This window comes from Sulfurovum xiamenensis, from assembly GCF_030347995.1.
GTDB classification, from domain to species: domain Bacteria; phylum Campylobacterota; class Campylobacteria; order Campylobacterales; family Sulfurovaceae; genus Sulfurovum; species Sulfurovum xiamenensis.
Genome location: NZ_JAQIBC010000001.1, coordinates 204286 through 224015, shown reverse-complemented (window position 1 = coordinate 224015; position 19730 = coordinate 204286). Strand labels below are relative to the sequence as shown.

Here is a 19730-nt window from a genome sequence, read left to right as displayed (position 1 = left end):
ATATGATTTTACTATAATTTGGAAAAAAGAGTCTATATGTCATCCATTATCGAGCACTTTCAAACCCTCACACAGATCCCGCACTGCAGTAAAATAGCAGATAGGTTATTGGAATTTTTAGTTGCGTTTGCTGAAGAAAGAGGATATGAAGTTGAAGTTGATGATGTTAAAAACATTTACCTCTCAAAAGGCAGACCGACACTCTGTCTTCAGGCACATTATGACATGGTCTGTATGGGTAAGGCTCCTGTTCTAGAAACCTATATAGAGGATGGCTGGATGAAAGCCAAAGGGGCTTCACTAGGTGCAGATAATGGTATGGCCATAGCGATGATGATGCAGCTTATGGATGAAGGCCAAGAGTTGGAGTTTCTGTTGACTGCAGATGAAGAGGTGGGGCTCATAGGAGCAAATGAAGTTGCCTTTGATCTGAAGAGCCCATACATGCTAAATCTGGACAGTGAAGATGAAGCAGAAGTGTATATAGGGTGTGCAGGCGGTGTGGATATTACAGCCTCAAAACAAGACAACTATGTGGATGGAAGCGGGTACTGTTATGAAGTGGCGGTCAAAGGACTGGTCGGTGGACACTCAGGTGTAGATATCGATAAAGGGATCCCTTCGGCAATCAAAGTGTTGGGTGAGTATTTACATGAGCATCAGGTCACACAGTTGGCAAGTATCTATGCTGGGGAACGCCGAAATTCTATTCCAGCCAATGCAGTGGCCATTGTACGTAGTGCATCGAAGTTGGAGAACATAGCGTTGGTCAAGGTACGTGAACTGACTGAGAGACCGAAAGTGTTGAGTGAGGGTGAAAAAACTATAGAGATGATACATCGATTCAAGCACGGCGTACATGCACAGAATGAGGAGCTGGGCATTCCTGACGTCAGTATCAACCTGGCGATTATCACTGCTGATGAGAAAGGGGGACTTCTTGTGGAAACCAGTGCACGTGCCATGGATGCGGTGAAGCTGGAAGATATTTCACAAGAAACATTGGCGTTCTTTAACACTTACGGTTTCCACGTAAAACTTGAAGATAAATACCCTGCGTGGAAACCGGATATCAGTGATTTTACCAATCTTGTAAGCCAAGAAGTGCAATCCGTGTTCGGTAAAACAAAGATGATGGCGATACATGCAGGACTTGAATGCGGCGTTATCGCAGAGAAATACCCTGACATGAAGTTTGCCTCCATCGGGCCAACGATCCGTTACCCTCATTCTACCAGAGAGATGGTGAATCTAGAATCTGTAGAGCGTACGTTTAAGGTAGTGAAACAGATCATAAGATCAGTGAGTGAAGAACAGAAAAGGGATTGAATAATGACTAAGAGAATTCTTACACTTTAAAGGTTTGTTTCGTTTTGCAATGGGCCTCCATAAAGCATCCTTCACACTCAGGTTTGACCGCTTTACATCTGTAACGTCCAAAGAGTACCATGGCCTGATGGAGCAGGTGTAGGTCAGTTTTAAACTTCTTACTTAACTCTTCTTCACACTTTACAGCGGTTTTGGCATCAGAGAGTCCTAAACGGTGTGCAACCCTGAACACATGGGTATCTACAGCCATGAGATTGGCTCCTGTGTACTCTATCATGACGACATTGGCTGTTTTTTGACCTACACCTGCAAGTTTGACCAGTTCATCACGTTCGAGTGGTACTTCATTCCCATAGTTTTCGACGACGCTCTGTGCCATTTTGATAAGGTTTTTGGCTTTGTTGTTGAAAAATGAACAGGTATTGATGTATGATTTGACTTCATCCAGATCAGCATTGGCAAGAGAGACTGGGTCAGGATAGGCTTCAAAAAGAGCAGGGGTGATGATATTGACACGTTTATCTGTACACTGCGCAGAGAGCATGACTGCAATGAGCAGTTCATAAAGATTACGATACTCTAATTCAGTGACAGAATCAGGATAGTGTTCAAGAAAGATACTTTTTATCTCTTCTATCTCTTTTTTGGTTGCTTTTTTGACTTTTGCCATACTGATTTGCCTTCTTCTAATAAAATAGTAATTAGAATAGTAACACATTAATAAATGATTTACCCAAGAGGGTTATACTTCTTGGGTAAATTTAAGTCATTAAGGATAATTCAATATGTTAAAACTAGCAAAAACTTCACTTCTTGCTGTCGCTGTCATGGCAACATCAGTAGTGGCGTCAGATATACTTGTAACAGTCAATGGTAAAAATATCACTAAGCAGGATGCACAAGCATTTGTAGCTGCCTCTGCACCTCAGGCAAATTTCATGGAACTTCCACCAGCTGAGAAAAAAATGGTTACAGAGAGACTAGTAGAAAAGGTCCTTTTTACAGAACTTGCAGCACAAGAGGGTATAGATAAAAAACCTGAATTTAAAAGAAACATGGAAAAGATAAGAGATGAACTTATGGTAAACATGTGGATGAAAGAACAGTTGGATAATGCCATCGTAAGTGAGAGTGAAGCAAAAGCATTTTATGATAAAAATACCGACAAATTTATGGAAAAAGCTTCGATGCATGCAAGACATATCTTACTTGAAAATGAAAAAGATGCACAAGATATTATTGATACATTAAAGTCACTGAAAGGTGAAGCACTCAAAGCCAAGTTTATCGAGTTGGCTAAAGCGAAATCTACAGGACCTTCTGCACCTAATGGTGGAGATCTTGGTACATTTACCCAAGGTCAGATGGTTCCAGAGTTTTCAAAAGCAGTGTGGGCACTTGATAAAGGTCAAATAACGACAAAACCTGTTAAAACACAGTTTGGTTATCACGTGATCTACCTTGAAACAAAAACGGAAGCAAAACCCGCCTCTTATGAGAAAGTTAAAAATAATATCATTACTTTACTAAAGCAACAGCAGTTTACTGTTAAAATTAAAGAAGTTGCAAAAGAACTTAAAAGTAAAGCCAAAATTGTTGATATGACAGAAGAGGTAAATGCAACTAAGTAATTTTAGCCATTAAAATAGGGAAAAGAGTATGACAAAAATTTTTATGGGGGTAGGAGTATCGTTTAGTTTAATGATGACTTCAGTCTCTGCAGATGATTTAAAAAACAGTTTAACAGATATGTTAAAGACGAAAGAGACATCAGGTATGGTGGATCTGGGTAATATAAACCTGGATGCAAAGCCAAAACAGCCAAAAACACGATCTTCTAAAGCAGTGATCGCTACGGTCAATGGGCATAAGATCATAAAAAAAGAAGCAGACAGTTATCTTGATCAGCGTACACAGGGTAAGGTAACCAACTTTGACCATTTGCCACCGGAACAACGTTCAAGACTCATTCAGGAACTGGCGCTTCCTATGATGGTACTGGATGCTGCACAAAAAGAGCTGTCTGAAGAAGAGAAACAGGCAGTCTATACACGTGCATGGATGCAAAAAGAAGCACGTAAGATCAATGTCACGGATGAACAGGCTTTGACAGTGTATAATCAGTTAAAACAACAAGCCGAAGAGAATAATACTACCCAAAATATCCCACCATTTGAAAGCATTAAGGATAAACTTAAAATCCAAATTATTGAGAAGACCTTGGTCGATAAACTTATCAAAGATGCAAAGATAGAAGTATTGTAAGAACGTTTATTAATGAGTAATTGGTAAATATTAGGTAGAATACACACAACATTATACAAAAGGAAATAGAGAATGAAAAAAACTCTTATACTATTAGGTCTTACGCTGGCATTCACAACACATCATGCAGTAGCTGCAACCGCTGCGGGTACAGTGAATGGTATAACCATTACTGTTGAAGAAGCAAACAGTGCACTTAATACACTTACCAAAGGTCAGAAGACTTGGGAAAAACTTACAGCGGCTGAGAAAAAACAACTGATTGAAATGATGGCACCGGCTAAACTGGTAGCGGCAGAATCAAAAAAATCTTTAAGCGATAAAGAAAAAGAAGCGGCACTTGCAGGTTTCTGGATGCAGAAAAAAATGGCAACAACCGAAGTGACTGACAAAGAAGCAGAAGATGCATATAATAAGATGAAAAAAGCAGCCGAAGATGCAAAAAGTACCCAAACAATACCACCATTTGATGCAGTGAAAAATAACATCAAGATGCAACTTGCACAAGAAAAAGTTGTGACTCAACTCATGAAAAATGCAAACATTAAAATAAAATAATTGCATAAAAAGGAAATTGTAAATGTCTACAAAAGTTCTAGATGTAGTGCCAGCGGGTGTAGTGACAGGGAATGATCTCCAAACATTATTTAAAATTGCAAAAGAGAACGGGTTTGCCTTACCTGCGGTGAATGTGGTGAGTACCCCTTCAGTGAATGCTGTACTCGAAGCTGCTAAAAAAGTTAATTCTCCTGTGATCATCCAGTTTTCAAATGGCGGTGGTGCATACTATGCAGGTAAAGGATTGCCTTCAGAAGAGGCAGCGATATTAGGGTGTATCTCAGGTGCGCAGCATGTACATACAGTAGCCAAAGCCTATGGTATACCTGTTGTGCTTCACACGGACCATGCAGCAAGATCATTTCTGCCTTGGATAGATGCATTGTTGGATGCAAGTGAAGCACATTACAAAGTACATGGTGTCCCTCTTTTTTCTTCTCATATGTTAGATCTTTCAGAAGAGCCTATAGAAGAGAATATCGCTACATGTAAAGCCTATTTGGAGCGTATGTCAAAGATAGGTATGACACTTGAGATAGAGCTTGGTGTCACAGGTGGAGAAGAAGATGGGGTTGATAATACCCATATCGATAATGCATTGCTCTATACACAGCCTGAAGAGGTAGCGTATGCGTATGAAGAGCTCTCAAAGATCTCTGACAAGTTCACGATCGCTGCTTCATTTGGAAATGTGCACGGGGTGTATAAACCGGGGAATGTTTCACTTACACCAAAGATCCTTGATAATTCTCAAACGTATATCGAAGAGAAGTACAATACCGCTAAAAAACCTGTCAATTTTGTCTTCCATGGTGGTTCAGGTTCTGAACTCTCGGACATCAGAGAAGCGATAGGTTATGGTGTGGTTAAAATGAACATCGATACAGATACTCAGTGGTCATTCTGGGATGGTGTACGTAATTATGTTGCTAAATATCATGATTACTTGCAAGGACAGATCGGTAACCCGGAAGGTGAAGATAAGCCAAACAAAAAGTATTATGATCCAAGAAAATGGTTACGTGCTGCTGAAGAGTCAACAGTTGTAAGACTTGAGAGAGCATTTGATGACCTTAACTGTTTAAATAGAAACTAACATAATGTTCATTATCCCGGGGATCTACCCGGGAATTTAGAAATGAAAACCTTACATTTTCCCTCTCCGATCCAATCAATCACTTTTGATAATCATCATTTTTATCTGAAACGGGATGATCTGATAGACGCTGATTTTTCCGGCAATAAAGCACGAAAATTTTACTATTTTCTTCAAAATGATTTTCCTAATGTAACTAAACTTGTCTCTTATGGCTCTGCACAGTCCAATGCCATGTATTCACTCTCTGTATTGGCAAAGATGAAAGGATGGGAGTTTGAGTATGCAGTAGACCATATTGCTGACTATTTGAAAGAGCACCCTCATGGGAATTACAAGGCTGCACTGGAGAATGGCATGAGTATCATCAGAAAAGAGAATATTTCTTCCAACTATCCTGAGAGTGTTCTTTTTATAGAAGAAGGTGGACGGCAAAAAGAGGCAGAATTTGGACTACAGGCATTGGCTGAAGAGATCATATCATGGCAAGAAGATAATGATGTGACACCATTAAATATATTTTTGCCTTCCGGTACCGGTACAACAGCACTTTTTTTACAAAAATATCTTCCTTCACACAAAGTATATACAACCGCATGTGTTGGAGATGAGCATTATCTCAAAGAACAGTTTTTAGCGTTGGAAAAGGATGAAAATCTTCATCCTGTGATATTGAGTTTGGAGAAAAAGCACCATTTTGCTAAACTTTATAAAGAAAACTATAAAATTTGGCTAAAATTACAGCAACAAACGGGAGTGGAGTTCGACCTCCTTTATGACCCCTTGGGATGGAGAGTTTTACTTGCATATCCTGAGGTCTTTTCTCTCCCTACACTCTACATCCATCAAGGTGGTGTGTTAGGCAATGAGAGTATGCTCCCGAGATATGAACGAAAATATAAAGATATAGATAAGGATATATTGTGAAAATATTTTACAGTAGTGACGATACATTTGATGCAAATTTTGATGAATTACTTCAGCGTGGTAAAATGGACATTGAGGGTGTGACAAGCATCGTAGCCGGGTTACTGAAAGAGATACAGACCCAAGGAAATAGTGCCGTTAAAAGTCAGATAGCGAAGTTTGACAGATGGGAACCGGCAAATGATGAGGCACTTTTGGTTTCTACAGAAGAGATGGCAAAAGCCTATGATGCGATTGATCCTGACCTTCGTGATGCACTGCACCTTGCGTATGACCGTATAGAAAGCTATCACCAGAAACTGATGCCAAAAACATGGATGGACAAAGAGGCCAATGGAACGATTTTGGGACAAAAGGTCACTGCTGTAGATAGAGCAGGACTTTACATCCCTGGTGGAAAAGCAGCTTATCCAAGTTCACTATTGATGAATGTGATCCCCGCACAAGTTGCAGGTGTGAATGAGATAGTGGTATGTACGCCTACACCGGATGATGAGATCAATGAACTGTTACTGGCAGCTTGTCACCTTTGTAAAGTGACTAAAGTCTTTAAAGTAGGTGGTGCTTCTGCGATCGGTGCAATGGCGTATGGAACTGAGACCATTCCCAAAGTGGATGTCATTACCGGTCCTGGAAATATTTTCGTGGCTACAGCAAAAAAACTGGTTTACGGTGAAGTGAACATAGATATGATTGCAGGACCATCTGAGATAGGGATACTTGCAGATGAGAGTGCAAGAGAAGACTATATTGCTATTGATCTTCTTTCACAGGCAGAACATGATGAAATGGCAAGTTCTATCCTCATTACTACTGATGGAGAACTTGCGAATAGGGTCAGTGATAAAGTAGAAGAGTTCCTTGAGACCCTTTCACGTGAAGAGATAGCCAGAAAGTCCATCGAGGAGAGAGGTGCAATCATTGTGACCCAAGATATGGATGAAGCGATCGAACTGATGAATGAGATCGCACCTGAGCACTTGGAAGTGATCACGAATGATCCAATGAGTTTACTGGATAAGATTAAACATGCAGGTGCTATCTTCCTGGGTGAAAATACACCAGAACCTATAGGTGACTATGTGGCAGGACCAAACCACACACTACCTACAGGTGGAACGGCGAAATTCTATTCACCTTTAAGTGTAGAGCACTTCTTGAAGAAATCTTCTATTATCTCCATGAGTAAAGAAGGGATACAGGAGATCGGTGGTGCGTGTGCCATGATCGCAAATACAGAAGGGTTAACGGCGCATGAAGAGTCTGTGCGTATCAGACTTAGGGATTAATCTTCTTTTTTTCGTTGCTATGATTTCAGTAGCAACGAATACTTCAATTATAAAATCATACTTTATTATGTAAGTTTCTCTTCATTCCTTTTCTTCTTTGTCGATGCAACAAACAAGAAAACGAACCCAAAGTCAGCAGATGCGGTTTACGTCGGAAAGACTTCTTCAGAAAAGAAAAAAATGCAAAGAACTGTCGTCAATCAATAATTCCCATTTGTTGTTTAAATTTTTGATTACTTAATATATTGTAAAGTGTATGCTATTATTTTTTAAATTTATGAGATTAAAAATGAATATTTGAAGAAAATGGCGCGGCGGACGAGACTCGAACTCGCGACCCCCTGCGTGACAGGCAGGTATTCTAACCACCTGAACTACCGCCGCACCTAAACCAAATAGATGTTTGAAATGATTTGTACATACCCTTACTTAAATGTACATGGTGGTCGCTCCAAGACTCGAACTTGTGACATCTACCATGTAAGGGTAGCGCTCTACCAACTGAACTACCGCCGCACCTAAACCAAATAGATGGTTGAAAAGAATTGTACATAAACTTACTTAAATGTACATGGTGGTCGCTACAAGACTCGAACTTGTGACATCTACCATGTAAGGGTAGCGCTCTACCAACTGAACTACCGCCGCACCTAAACCAAATAGATGTTTGAAATGATTTGTACATACCCTTACTTAAATGTACATGGTGGTCGCTACAAGACTGGTACTTGTGACATCTACCATGTAAGGGTAGCGCTCTACCAACTGAGCTAAGCGACCACTATTTAATGTTTATTTGGGACAGATTGGCGACCCCTAAAGGATTTGAACCTCTGTTTTTACGTTGAAAACGTAATATCCTTGGCCACTAGATGAAAGGGTCATCAAGAACCATAAACATAAATTGTCAAAAATGGTGGTCGCTACAAGACTCGAACTTGTGACATCTACCTTGTAAGGGTAGCGCTCTACCAACTGAGCTAAGCGACCACTATTTAATGTTTATTTGGGACAGATTGGCGACCCCTAAAGGATTTGAACCTCTGTTTTTACGTTGAAAACGTAATATCCTTGGCCACTAGATGAAAGGGTCATCAAGAACCATAAACATAAATTGTCAAAAATGGTGGTCGCTACAAGACTCGAACTTGTGACATCTACCTTGTAAGGGTAGCGCTCTACCAACTGAGCTAAGCGACCAAACATCGTATATAGTGGTGACCCTTCATGGATTCGAACCATGGGCCCACTCCTTAAAAGGGAGTTGCTCTACCAACTGAGCTAAAAGGTCATAAGATATTATGGCGCGGCGGACGAGACTCGAACTCGCGACCCCCTGCGTGACAGGCAGGTATTCTAACCAACTGAACTACCGCCGCACCTATAAAAAATAATGGTGGTGACCCTTCATGGATTCGAACCATGGGCCCACTCCTTAAAAGGGAGTTGCTCTCCCAACTGAGCTAAAAGGTCATGAGATATTATGGCGCGGCGGAGGTGACTCGAACTCGCGACCCCCAGCGTGACAGGCAGGTATTCTAACCAACTGTACTACCGCCGCACCTATAAAAAATAATGGCGGTGACCCTTCATGGATTCGAGCCATGGGCCCACTCCTTAAAAGGGAGTGGCTCTACCAACTGAGCTAAGCGACCAAACCTCGTATATAGTGGTGACCCTTCATGGATTCGAACCATGGGCCCACTCCTTAAAAGGGAGTTGCTCTACCAACTGAGCTAAGCGACCAAACATCGTATAGAGTGGTGACCCTTCATGGATTCGACCCATGGGCCCACTCCTTAAAAGGGAGGTGCTCTACCAACTGAGCTAAAAGGTCATGAGATATTATGGCGCGGCGGAGGTGACTCGAACTCGCGACCCCCAGCGTGACAGGCAGGTATTCTAACCAACTTATCTTCCGCCGCACCTATAAAAAATAATGGCGGTGACCCTTCATGGATTCGACCCATGGGCCCACTCCTTAAAAGGGAGGTGCTCTACCAACTGAGCTAAAAGGTCATAAGATATTATGGCGCGGCGGACGAGACTCGAACTCGCGACCCCCTGCGTGACAGGCAGGTATTCTAACCAACTGAACTACCGCCGCACCTATAAAAAATAATGGTGGTGACCCTTCATGGATTCGAACCATGGGCCCACTCCTTAAAAGGGAGTTGCTCTACCAACTGAGCTAAAAGGTCACACGTTTTTTTGCACTCATTTTTTGAATAAGTGGACGGAATTATAGCTCAGAAACCTTTGATTGTCAAGGGAATTATGGGAAATGTTTTTAAATTTCCAATACTTCAGCCAATTTCTCGATAGCAAACAGGGTAGATTGTTCTTGAACTTCTTCTCTTGTGCCATCAAAGTTACAATGAAACACCTCTTTGGAAAAAGGTGTTTGTACCCCGATATATACGGTTCCTACAGGTTTGAACTCTGTACCGCCTGTAGGGCCTGCTATACCGGAAACAGCTATAGCATAGTCAGAATCTGCCATTTTTTGTATACCATCTAGCATTTGTGAGACACAAGGTTCACTTACGGCACCATGGTTTTCGAGTACTTCTTGAGTGACACCGAGCCATTGATGCTTGATATCGTTCGAGTAGGTGACACATGAGCCATGGAGAACCTCTGAAGCTCCCGAGATTGCAGTGAATGCTGCAGCGATCCGACCACCAGTACAACTCTCAGCAAAAGAGATGGTTTGTCCCTCTTTGGTCAATTTTTGAATAATTTTTTCTGTAAGTTCTTTTATATTTTTCATAAGATAATTGTATCAAAAGTAGCTTCTAATGCTCTTTTAGGTACAATCACGGGATAATATAAGACTAAGGTATTATCAAACATGGATTTTAAAGACACACTCCTCCTCCCAAAAACCGATTTTCCAATGCGTGGGAATCTTCCAAACAATGAACCTAAAAAGTACAATGCATGGTTTGATGCCGATATTTATGAACAGATGAAAACAAAACGCGCGGGCGCTGAAATGTTTACACTTCATGATGGACCTCCCTATGCCAACGGTGACATTCACATTGGACATGCACTGAACAAAATACTTAAAGACATCATTTTAAAATATAACTATTTCCAGGGTAAAGCGGTACGTATGACTCCGGGCTGGGATTGTCACGGTCTGCCTATCGAGCAGAAAGTTGAAGAGAAACTGGGTAAGAGCAAGAAAGAAGCGATGCCTACAGAAAAATTCAGAGAGCTTTGCCGTGCGCATGCAGCGAAGTTTGTAGATATACAAAGAGACGGGTTTAAAGCTCTGGGTGTTATAGCAGACTGGGATCACCCTTATGTAACGATGGACTTTAAGTTCGAAGCAAATATCTATAGAACACTTTGTGAAGTAGCCAAGAGAGGGTTGTTGGTTGAACGCCACAAACCTATCTTCTGGTCATGGGCAGCTCAAACAGCTTTGGCAGATGCAGAGGTAGAATATGAAAATAAAGAAGACTACTCTATCTACGTACACTTTGAACTTAGTGATGCTGCTAAAGAGAAGATGGGAATTGAGGGTAAAGCAGGTCTTGTGATCTGGACAACAACCCCTTGGACGCTTCCTTCAAATACAGGTATCGCGATCAATCCTGAAGAGATGTATGTATTGACTGATGATGGGCACATCGTGGCAGAAGCTAGATATGATACTATGATCGAAGAGGGCGTGGTAAGCGGACATGCAAGTAGAAAGCTAACGGCTAAAGAGATGGAAGGAGTCTTAGCGATCAATCCACTCAATGGACGTAGTTCAAAAGTCGTATTGGGTGATCATGTAACAATGGATGGTGGTACAGGGTGTGTCCATACGGCTCCGGGACATGGTGAAGATGACTATAGAGTAGGACTTAAGTATGGCCTTGATGTTGTGATGCCTGTAGATGAAAGAGGGTGTTATGATGAATCTGTGGTAGGTCTTCATCTTCTTCCAAACCCTCAAGAGTTTGTGGGAATGCATATCTTTAAAGCGAATGAGCCGATCTTGGAACTGCTTGGTGAGAACCTACTAAAACAAAGTAAGTTTGTTCACTCTTATCCACACTGTTGGAGAACGAAAAAACCTTTGATCTATAGAGCAACGAACCAATGGTTTATCTCTGTAGACGATACGGCAAAAGGTGAAGATACATCTCTTCGTCAAACAGCACTTGATGCGATTGAAGATGTAGCTTTCTTCCCTGCTTCAGCTAAGAACAGACTCAAGCCGATGATCGAAGGACGTCCTGACTGGTGTATCTCCCGTCAAAGAAGCTGGGGTGTACCGATCGCATTCTTTAGAAGTAAAAGTACTAAAGAGGTGATCTTGGATGAAGATGTACTTGAACATATTGCATCATTCTTTGATGAAAAAGGTGCAGATGCATGGTATGAGATGAGTATTGCTGAGCTATTGCCTGAAGGAAGTAAATATAACCCTGATGACCTAGAGAAGATCAATGATATCCTTGATGTTTGGTTTGATAGCGGTTCAACATGGAACTCAGTGATCAAGAGCGGTAACTATGATGCAGGAGAGTATCCAACATCACTTTATATCGAAGGAAGTGACCAGCATAGAGGTTGGTTCCAAAGTTCACTGCTTCTAAGTGCTGCGATCGAAGGTAAATCCCCATATAAAACACTCATCACTCATGGCTTTACTGTGGATGAGAAGGGTGAAAAGATGAGTAAGTCCAAAGGTAACGTCGTTGCTCCGGACAAAGTCGTTAAAGAGTATGGTTCAGAAATTCTCAGACTCTGGGTAGCACTTTCTGATTATCAGTCAGACTTGAAGATCTCTGACAATATTTTGAAACAGACAGCTGAACAGTATAGAAAGATAAGAAATACGTTCAGGTTTCTACTTGCAAATGTGGATGATCTTGAAACCTATGTGAGTACTGATGACTATGGTGAATTGGACAGATGGATACTCACTAAGGCAGCAGAGGTATTTGCATCGGTCAAAAGTTCATTTGATGCCTATGATTTTCTTAGAGGATTTGCAACATTGAACCACTTCATTACCAATGAACTTTCAGGTATCTATATGGATGTCACAAAAGACAGACTCTATTGTGAAGATAAAAATGATCCTGTTAGAAGAGCTACACAGTCTGCTATGGCACACATTGCAAAAGCGATGTTGGGACTCGTGGCTCCGGTATTGACCTATACAGCAGATGAGATCCTGGAGTATGCACCGGCACTTTTCAAAGATGGGATGGAGAATGTATTTGATCTAGTCTATGTTGCAGTGCCAACAGTTGAGGCAAGTTTTGATGATACCATACTTATCACGGCACGTGAAAAATTCTCTGAAGCGGTAGACAAACTCAAAAAAGAGAAATTGATGAAATCTACGCTTGAAGTGGAGATCGCAGGAGATATAAGTGCATTTGACATTAAGGACAGTAAAGACCTTGAAGACTGGTTTGTTGTGTCGGCGATGAAATCAAGTAGTGAGGGTGAAGAGGTCGCTTCGTTTGAAGTTGAGGGCAAAACGTTCACAGTACATAAGGCAACTGCTTCAAAATGTCCGAGATGTTGGAGATTTACAAGCAGCAGCGATGAGTGTGCCTGTGAGAGATGTACCAAGGTTGTTGCCTGATGTTCGATATGACTCAACCGATACAAATGGAAGTGATCGTTGGTTCGATCGTTTTTATCTTTGGATTGGTGGGGATAGGTTTGGCAGTAGTAGAATATTATAAGAGAAAAGGAAGCAATTCGTGATAACACTTAAAGAAGCGCTAACAAAATCTAATGAAGAATTAGAAGAGATAAGAGCACAACTTGAAGTTAAAGCCAAAGAGAGTGGACTCAATGCTTATGTAGGATTTGAAAGTTCAGGTGAGGGGGTACCGATCCTTATCAAAGATAACATTCAAGTCAAAGGGTGGAGTGTGACTTCTGGTTCTAAAATTCTTCAAGGATATATCGCTCCTTATGAAGCGACAGCTATCACTAACCTGAAATCAAAAGGGATGATGGCATTTGGTAGAGCCAATATGGATGAGTTCGCCATGGGTTCAACCACAGAGAGCTCTTTTTATGGCCCTACGAAGAACCCGCATGGCACAGACCGTGTACCTGGAGGATCTTCAGGCGGATCGGCTGCAGCTGTTGCCGGAGGCATTGCTATTGCTGCACTTGGATCAGATACTGGTGGATCTATCAGACAACCTGCAGCCTACTGTGGAGTAGTAGGGATGAAGCCTACTTATGGAAGAGTCAGCCGTTTTGGTCTTGCAGCCTATGCTTCTTCTCTTGATCAGATAGGCCCTATCACGCAGAATGTTGAAGATGCAGCAATATTGTATGATGCGATCAAAGGGCATGATGAAAAAGATTCGACTTCAGCAGATTTTGAGATAGAAGATATCGCCAATAACATAGACCCTGATGTTAAACTCACGATTGCAGTGATCGATAACTATATCTCTGAAGCAGATACTGATACACAAAAAGCCTATGCTCAGACAGTCAAGGCACTTGAAGAAGCAGGTCATACGATCGTACATAAAAATATGCAAAACACCAAGTATGACATCGCGACCTATTATATTCTGGCTACGGCAGAAGCGGCAACCAACCTTGCACGTTTTGACGGGGTACGTTATGGAACTAGGGCTGAATCAAACACCACCGAAGAACTTTTCTATCATACACGATCCGAAGGCTTTGGAGAAGAGGTGAAAAGACGTATCCTGCTTGGTAACTTTGTCCTTTCATCAGGATATTATGATGCTTATTATGTCAAAGCACAAAAGGTAAGACACCTTATCAGAGATGAGTTCAACGCTATTTTTGAAGAGGCTGATCTGATACTTTCACCGGTTGCCCCATCGGTTGCACCGAAGATAGGATCGTCTGAAGACCCGCTTGAAATGTATAAAAGTGATATGTATACCATCGCTATCAATCTTGCAGGACTGCCTGCCATTTCACTGCCAGTTGCTAAAAATGATGAGGGAATGCCTATAGGGTTACAACTCATTGCCAAAGCATTTAACGAAAAAACACTTTTTGACGGTGCCGCAAGCATGGAAAAAGCTGTAAACTATATTAAATAAACGAAGGAAATAAAAAATGAGAATTAAAAAAAGAGCATTAACATTTGAAGATGTATTACTAGTACCACAACATTCAGTTGTACTTCCTAAAGAAGTTTGTTTAAAAAGTAATTTGACCAAGCGTGTAACATTGAACACACCTATTGTTTCAGCAGCGATGGATACCGTCACTGAGTACAAAGCAGCGATCGCTATGGCACACCTGGGTGGTATCGGAATCATTCATAAAAATATGGATATAGCAACACAGGCTAAGCAAATTATGAAAGTAAAGAAGTCTGAGAGCGGTATTATCATCGACCCAATATTCATAGGTCCAGATAAAACTGTGGCAGATGCGGATGCTTTGATGGGTGAATATAAGATCTCTGGTGTACCTGTAGTGGATGATGAGTTGAAACTTATAGGGATCATCACAAACCGTGATATGCGTTTTATCACTGATATGAGTTTGAAAATTGCTGATGTGATGACAAAAGCTCCTTTGGTAACGGCAAAAGTAGGTATCACTCTGGAGGAAGCAGCAAAGGTATTGCAAGAGCATAAGATAGAAAAACTGCCTATCATCGATGACAATGGCGTACTTCAGGGGCTTGTGACCATTAAAGATATCGAGAAAAAAGAGAGATTCCCTAATGCAAATAAAGATCAGCATGGACGTTTAAGGGTAGGTGCAGCGATCGGTGTAGGTCAGATTGATCGTGCGACTGCACTGGTAGAAGCAGGGGTAGATGTGATCGTACTTGATTCTGCACATGGGCACTCACAAGGTATCATCGATACATTGAAACTCATTAAAAAAACACTTGATGTCGATGTGATCGCAGGAAATATTGCAACTGGGGCAGCTGCACAGGATCTTATTGATGCAGGTGCTGATGCAGTTAAAGTGGGTATCGGACCTGGATCGATCTGTACGACTCGTGTCGTTGCAGGTGTGGGTGTACCTCAAATATCAGCAATTGATGAAGTGGCACAAGTAGCAAATAAAGCAGGTGTACCTGTGGTCGCTGATGGTGGTATCAGATACTCAGGTGATGTAGCAAAAGCCTTAGCTGTAGGTGCCAGCTCAGTGATGTTGGGTTCTGCTCTTGCAGGAACCTATGAAGCACCGGGTGATATGATCCTCTTTAACGGTAGACAGTTCAAAGAGTATAGAGGTATGGGAAGTATCGGTGCGATGACCAAAGGAAGTACAGATCGTTACTTCCAGGAAGGTACTGCAGCAGATAAACTTGTTCCGGAAGGAATTGAAGGACGTGTCCCTTACAGAGGGCGCATTGCGGATGTTGTGCATCAAATGGTAGGTGGACTTCGTTCATCTATGGGGTACTGCGGTTCGGAGTCGATCAAAGTATTCTGGGAAAAAGCGGAATTCGTTGAAATCACTTCTGCCGGACTTAGAGAGAGTCATGTGCATGATGTGACGATCACCAAAGAATCTCCAAACTATTCTTCTTAAAGATTCTCATCATAATCCCCGTATGTGATACGGGGATTCCTTTCGTCTATAAATACGATATCTTTTCTTCCAATTAATCCTCTCTTCAAGCAAGCACAAGCTATAATTTACCTATATTATGAAATAAGGAATTGTAATGCACGAACAAACACTGGCCGTCCATGCAGGATATGAGAAAGATGCACAAGGGACTATGGCAGTACCTATCTACCAAAGTACAGCGTATGAGTTTAGAGATACGGAACATGCAGCGAATCTCTTCGCACTGAAAGAGCTTGGAAATATTTATACACGTCTTATGAACCCTACTACGGATGTGTTTGAAAAACGTTTTGCGGCATTGGAAGGTGGAGTGGCTGCGATCGGGACTGCATCTGGAATGTCGGCTATTTTTTACGCTATCGCAAACGTGGCTGAAGCGGGTGATAATATCATCGTCGCAAAACAAGTGTATGGTGGAACAACGACACTTACCGGACATACGATCAAACGTTTTGGTATCGAGACACGTTACTTTGATGTGAGAAATCCCTCAGAGATAGAAGCTTTGGTTGATGAGAGAACAAAGATCATACTTTTTGAGAGTATTACAAATCCGAGTATAGATGTGGCTGATTTTGATGCTATCGTGGCTATCGCAGAAAAACACGGTATCTTGACTTGTGTGGATAATACTGTTGCAACACCAGTGTTATGTAAACCCATAGAACATGGTGTGGATCTGAGCGTACATAGTACAAGTAAATATACGACAGGACAAGGGTTAGCACTCGGTGGTATTATCGTTGAGCGCGAGAATCTGGTAGAGAAGATCAAGGGTAATGCACGTTATGATCACTTTAACACTCCAGATGCGAGTTATCATGGACTTGTGTACTCTGATGTACCTCTTCCTATTTTTACACTGAGAGTACGTTTGGCACTTCTACGTGATCTTGGTGGTGCACCAAGTCCATTTAACTCATGGTTGCATATTCAAGGTCTTGAGACTCTGCCACTACGAATGAAACAGCATTCCAGTTCTGCACTTGCTATAGCAGAGTTTTTAGAGGCACATCCAAAGGTGAAAAAAGTGAATTATCCAGGGTTAAAGTCAAGTGATCAAAATCCATTAGTTCAAAAGTACTTTAAAGAGGGGATGGCAAGTGGTCTTCTTTCATTTGAAGTCGAGAGTAAAGAGTTGGCACAGAGTATTGCTGATGCTACAGAGATCTTTGCGGTGGTTGTAAATATTGGTGACAGTAAATCGATCATCACTCACCCTGCAAGTACAACCCACCAGCAACTTTCAGCCAAGGAGCTTGAAGAGGCTGGTGTTCCTGGAGGTTTAGTACGACTGAGCGTAGGTATAGAAGATACACAAGATCTTATCGATGATTTGGCAAAAGCACTTGGATAGTTATAAAGCGCAAATTAGATAAAATACGACAAAATAATATAATTAATGGACTTGATGCTTGTATGTGACCCCGTCGCATGAGCCAGGAGTTGAAGTTATCGCTAGTATATCATTCTGTATGTCATAGTGACAATAGGATTTTTGGCTTAGCTCAAAAATGTCCAATAAATAAAAAAGCAGTCTATGGAAATCACAACTAAAACAGCACAATTTAGCTCTCCTCTCTACCTCGAGAGTGGGCGTATCTTAGAACCGTATGAGATCGCCTATGAGACATATGGAGCGTTAAACGAAGAGAAGTCCAATGTTATTTTAGTCTGTCATGCCCTAAGTGGTTCCCATCATGCAGCCGGAACCTATGAAGGTGAACGAAAGGCCGGATGGTGGGATGGATTGATCGGTGATGGTAAAGCGGTCGATACCAACAAATATTTTGTGATCTGTACTAATGTGATAGGGTCATGTTTTGGCTCGACAGGACCAATGAGTAACAATTATCCCAGTGAAGACCCTTATAGATTGCGGTTTCCTGTAGTGACCATCAAAGATATGGTACGTGCACAGATGCATCTTCTTTCGCAGTTGGGTATTTACCATGTACGTGCGATCATAGGTGGTTCTATGGGGGGTATGCAGGCACTGCAGTTTGCTGTAGACTACCCTAACTTTGCAGATGAGATCATCTCTCTTGCCGCAACATATGCGACAAGACCATGGACCATCGCATTTAACAAAGTGGCGGTTGAAGCGATCAGAAGAGATCCTCGCTTTAATCATGGTAACTATGAGAAAGATGCATTCAAAGAGGAAGGATTGGATGGATTGGCTATAGGGCGTATCGCTGGACACATCTCTTACCTAGCACCGGACTCCATGGATAATAAGTTTGGACGTAACTATGTGAACAATGATGGACTTTTTGAACTCTTTGGACGTTATGAAGTAGAGAGATACATGGAGTACAATACCAATAACTTTTCACGTATATTTGATCCGCTTTCCTATCTATATATAGTAAAAGCGATCAATACATTTAATTTAAGTCGTGGATATGATTCGTTGCATGATGCGGTTCTACGTATTAAAGCTAATGTACACTTGATCAGTTTTTCATCTGACTATCTCTTTTTCCCTTGTGAGATGGAACATATCGCCAAAATGATGGAACGTAATGGACAGTCGCATACGTATTTGGAAGTTCAGAGTAGTTATGGACATGATGCCTTTTTAGTGGAGTTAGACAAATTTGAAGACCATATCAAGGATGTATTACAATGAAAAATGAAACATTTGAAGAGAAATTAGAACATTCAAAAGAATTGCTTGAAAAACTGATGAACCCCGAGATCACACTTGAGGAGTCTGTCAAGCTCTATGAAGAGGGTTTAAAAAATATAAAAGAGGCACAAACACTGATAGAAGAAGCCAAAACGAAAATTACAGTGATAGAACAAGCCAACCAAAATACGGGAGATACCCTGTAATGGCGCAACTTGTTGTAGCAGCACTTCAATTACCAACATTGGGTATGAATGCAACAAGACTTGAGTTTTATCTGAAACAAGCCAAGCAGAGAAATGCAGAGGTGATGCTTCTTGGTGAGTATGTTCTGAATCATTTTTTTAAAGAGTTTGCCACAATGTCACCCAATATGGTGAAAGAACAGACACGTAAACATACAGAACTTCTTAAAAATCTTGCAGCAAAATATGATATTGTTTTTGTTGCACCTATCATTGTCACAAAAAAAGATGGATATCATAAAACCATTGTGAAGATCACACCTAAGACGACAAGATATTATGAACAGCAAATTCTTCTTCCTTATACGCACTGGAATGAAAAAAAGTTTTTTGCCAACCCTATTCAATCACTTAAAGATCCGATGACTTTCAATATTAAAGGCTTCAGAGTGATGGTCATGGCTGGATTTGAACTTCATTTTGACCATTTTTGGCAAAGAGCAACTGAAAAAAAGATCGACCTTGTACTGCTTCCTACTGCTTCAACCTTTGGATCTCATAACCGTTGGAGAGAGATCATCAAAACAAAAGCCTTTTTACATGGATGCTATATACTAAGAGCCAATCGTTTGGGTGAATACAGTGACAATGAAGTCAAATGGAAATTTTATGGTGATACGATGCTTGTCTCTCCCGAGGGTGACGTAGAAATGATGCTGGAAGATAAAGAATCCATGTTGGTTGAGGTGATAGATAAAGCAGATGTGCTGGAACACAGAAAAGCATGGGCGTTTGAAAAAGAGTTGCAGTTAAGAATGGGTTAGTTCTTTCTTGCCAAGAGAAAGACTTTGATAAAAATGTATAAAAAG

At 41.2% G+C, this 19730-nt stretch carries 17 protein-coding genes and 16 tRNA genes; 15 read left to right on the top strand and 18 right to left on the bottom strand.

Annotated elements, in window-relative coordinates:
* Positions 1 to 36: 36 nt before the first annotated feature.
* Entirely contained in the window at positions 37 to 1329 is a 1293-nt protein-coding gene (locus PF327_RS01195; protein WP_289400979.1) for a M20/M25/M40 family metallo-hydrolase, read from the top strand.
* Positions 1330 to 1348: 19 nt separating this feature from the next.
* On the opposite strand, the gene nth is transcribed toward PF327_RS01195, so the two are convergent.
* Positions 1349 to 1999, bottom strand: a complete 651-nt coding sequence (gene nth / locus PF327_RS01190) for an endonuclease III (protein WP_008243969.1) — start codon at positions 1997 to 1999, stop codon at positions 1349 to 1351.
* A gap of 115 nt (positions 2000 to 2114) precedes the next feature.
* Between nth and PF327_RS01185 the strand changes: the two genes are divergently transcribed.
* The 6 genes from PF327_RS01185 to hisD all read left to right on the top strand — a co-directional run bounded on the left by PF327_RS01185 (position 2115) and on the right by hisD (position 7464).
* Positions 2115 to 2960, top strand: coding sequence for a peptidylprolyl isomerase (locus PF327_RS01185; RefSeq protein WP_289400978.1), 846 nt, complete (start codon positions 2115 to 2117; stop codon positions 2958 to 2960).
* Positions 2961 to 2988: 28 nt separating this feature from the next.
* Positions 2989 to 3594, top strand: a complete 606-nt coding sequence (locus tag PF327_RS01180; RefSeq protein ID WP_008243967.1) for a hypothetical protein — start codon at positions 2989 to 2991, stop codon at positions 3592 to 3594.
* 72 nt (positions 3595 to 3666) lie between these two features.
* Entirely contained in the window at positions 3667 to 4152 is a 486-nt protein-coding gene (locus tag PF327_RS01175; protein WP_289400977.1) for a hypothetical protein, read from the top strand.
* Between the two features lie 22 nt (positions 4153 to 4174).
* Complete coding sequence (gene fbaA, locus PF327_RS01170) at positions 4175 to 5248, top strand: class II fructose-bisphosphate aldolase (protein WP_289400976.1); 1074 nt, start codon at positions 4175 to 4177, stop codon at positions 5246 to 5248.
* Positions 5249 to 5290: 42 nt separating this feature from the next.
* Positions 5291 to 6175 (top strand): 1-aminocyclopropane-1-carboxylate deaminase/D-cysteine desulfhydrase, encoded by an 885-nt coding sequence (locus PF327_RS01165; RefSeq protein WP_289400975.1) that lies wholly within the window; start codon positions 5291 to 5293, stop codon positions 6173 to 6175.
* The gene (gene hisD / locus PF327_RS01160) at positions 6172 to 7464 is read left to right on the top strand and encodes a histidinol dehydrogenase (protein WP_289400973.1); all 1293 of its coding nucleotides are present in this window, start codon (positions 6172 to 6174) and stop codon (positions 7462 to 7464) included. Before PF327_RS01165 ends, hisD begins: the two co-directional genes overlap by 4 nt.
* Positions 7465 to 7771: 307 nt before the next feature.
* On the opposite strand, the gene PF327_RS01155 is transcribed toward hisD, so the two are convergent.
* From PF327_RS01155 to PF327_RS01075, 17 genes are all read right to left on the bottom strand, one after another.
* A tRNA-Asp gene (locus PF327_RS01155) sits at positions 7772 to 7848 on the bottom strand.
* A 56-nt stretch (positions 7849 to 7904) separates the two neighbouring features.
* Positions 7905 to 7975: transfer RNA gene (locus PF327_RS01150), tRNA-Val, on the bottom strand.
* A gap of 61 nt (positions 7976 to 8036) precedes the next feature.
* A tRNA-Val gene (locus PF327_RS01145) sits at positions 8037 to 8107 on the bottom strand.
* Positions 8108 to 8168: 61 nt separating this feature from the next.
* Positions 8169 to 8244 (bottom strand) — tRNA-Val (locus tag PF327_RS01140).
* A 27-nt stretch (positions 8245 to 8271) separates the two neighbouring features.
* Positions 8272 to 8347: transfer RNA gene (locus tag PF327_RS01135), tRNA-Glu, on the bottom strand.
* Between the two features lie 31 nt (positions 8348 to 8378).
* Positions 8379 to 8454 (bottom strand) — tRNA-Val (locus PF327_RS01130).
* Positions 8455 to 8481: 27 nt separating this feature from the next.
* Positions 8482 to 8557 (bottom strand) — tRNA-Glu (locus tag PF327_RS01125).
* Positions 8558 to 8588: 31 nt separating this feature from the next.
* Positions 8589 to 8664 (bottom strand) — tRNA-Val (locus tag PF327_RS01120).
* Between the two features lie 15 nt (positions 8665 to 8679).
* Positions 8680 to 8755 (bottom strand) — tRNA-Lys (locus tag PF327_RS01115).
* An 11-nt stretch (positions 8756 to 8766) separates the two neighbouring features.
* A tRNA-Asp gene (locus tag PF327_RS01110) sits at positions 8767 to 8843 on the bottom strand.
* An 18-nt stretch (positions 8844 to 8861) separates the two neighbouring features.
* Positions 8862 to 8937 (bottom strand) — tRNA-Lys (locus tag PF327_RS01105).
* A gap of 103 nt (positions 8938 to 9040) precedes the next feature.
* A tRNA-Lys gene (locus PF327_RS01100) sits at positions 9041 to 9119 on the bottom strand.
* A gap of 106 nt (positions 9120 to 9225) precedes the next feature.
* Positions 9226 to 9301: transfer RNA gene (locus tag PF327_RS01095), tRNA-Lys, on the bottom strand.
* A 109-nt stretch (positions 9302 to 9410) separates the two neighbouring features.
* Positions 9411 to 9483 (bottom strand) — tRNA-Lys (locus PF327_RS01090).
* A gap of 11 nt (positions 9484 to 9494) precedes the next feature.
* Positions 9495 to 9571 (bottom strand) — tRNA-Asp (locus tag PF327_RS01085).
* Positions 9572 to 9589: 18 nt separating this feature from the next.
* Positions 9590 to 9665: transfer RNA gene (locus PF327_RS01080), tRNA-Lys, on the bottom strand.
* A gap of 89 nt (positions 9666 to 9754) precedes the next feature.
* Entirely contained in the window at positions 9755 to 10237 is a 483-nt protein-coding gene (locus PF327_RS01075) for a CinA family protein (RefSeq protein ID WP_289400972.1), read from the bottom strand.
* Positions 10238 to 10318: 81 nt separating this feature from the next.
* Here PF327_RS01075 and ileS point away from each other — a divergent pair, with 81 nt between their 5' ends.
* The 8 genes from ileS to PF327_RS01035 all read left to right on the top strand — a co-directional run bounded on the left by ileS (position 10319) and on the right by PF327_RS01035 (position 19685).
* Complete coding sequence (ileS, locus tag PF327_RS01070; protein ID WP_289400971.1) at positions 10319 to 13072, top strand: isoleucine--tRNA ligase; 2754 nt, start codon at positions 10319 to 10321, stop codon at positions 13070 to 13072.
* Entirely contained in the window at positions 13072 to 13197 is a 126-nt protein-coding gene (locus PF327_RS01065; protein ID WP_008243956.1) for a hypothetical protein, read from the top strand. The genes ileS and PF327_RS01065 overlap by 1 nt, the downstream gene beginning before the upstream one ends.
* Positions 13194 to 14537 (top strand): Asp-tRNA(Asn)/Glu-tRNA(Gln) amidotransferase subunit GatA, encoded by a 1344-nt coding sequence (gene gatA / locus PF327_RS01060; protein WP_289400970.1) that lies wholly within the window; start codon positions 13194 to 13196, stop codon positions 14535 to 14537. The genes PF327_RS01065 and gatA overlap by 4 nt, the downstream gene beginning before the upstream one ends.
* A 16-nt stretch (positions 14538 to 14553) precedes the next feature.
* Positions 14554 to 15999, top strand: coding sequence for an IMP dehydrogenase (gene guaB / locus PF327_RS01055; RefSeq protein WP_289400969.1), 1446 nt, complete (start codon positions 14554 to 14556; stop codon positions 15997 to 15999).
* Between the two features lie 136 nt (positions 16000 to 16135).
* Positions 16136 to 17398 carry an O-acetylhomoserine aminocarboxypropyltransferase/cysteine synthase family protein gene (locus PF327_RS01050; protein WP_008243949.1) on the top strand — a complete coding sequence of 421 codons (1263 nt, stop codon included), beginning with the start codon at positions 16136 to 16138 and terminating at the stop codon, positions 17396 to 17398.
* 183 nt (positions 17399 to 17581) lie between these two features.
* On the top strand, positions 17582 to 18676 hold the full coding sequence (gene metX, locus PF327_RS01045; protein ID WP_008243947.1) for a homoserine O-acetyltransferase MetX: 1095 nt from the start codon (positions 17582 to 17584) through the stop codon (positions 18674 to 18676).
* Complete coding sequence (gene xseB / locus PF327_RS01040) at positions 18673 to 18882, top strand: exodeoxyribonuclease VII small subunit (protein ID WP_289400967.1); 210 nt, start codon at positions 18673 to 18675, stop codon at positions 18880 to 18882. The genes metX and xseB overlap by 4 nt, the downstream gene beginning before the upstream one ends.
* The gene (locus PF327_RS01035) at positions 18882 to 19685 is read left to right on the top strand and encodes a carbon-nitrogen hydrolase family protein (protein WP_289400966.1); all 804 of its coding nucleotides are present in this window, start codon (positions 18882 to 18884) and stop codon (positions 19683 to 19685) included. Before xseB ends, PF327_RS01035 begins: the two co-directional genes overlap by 1 nt.
* Positions 19686 to 19730 lie beyond the last annotated feature (45 nt).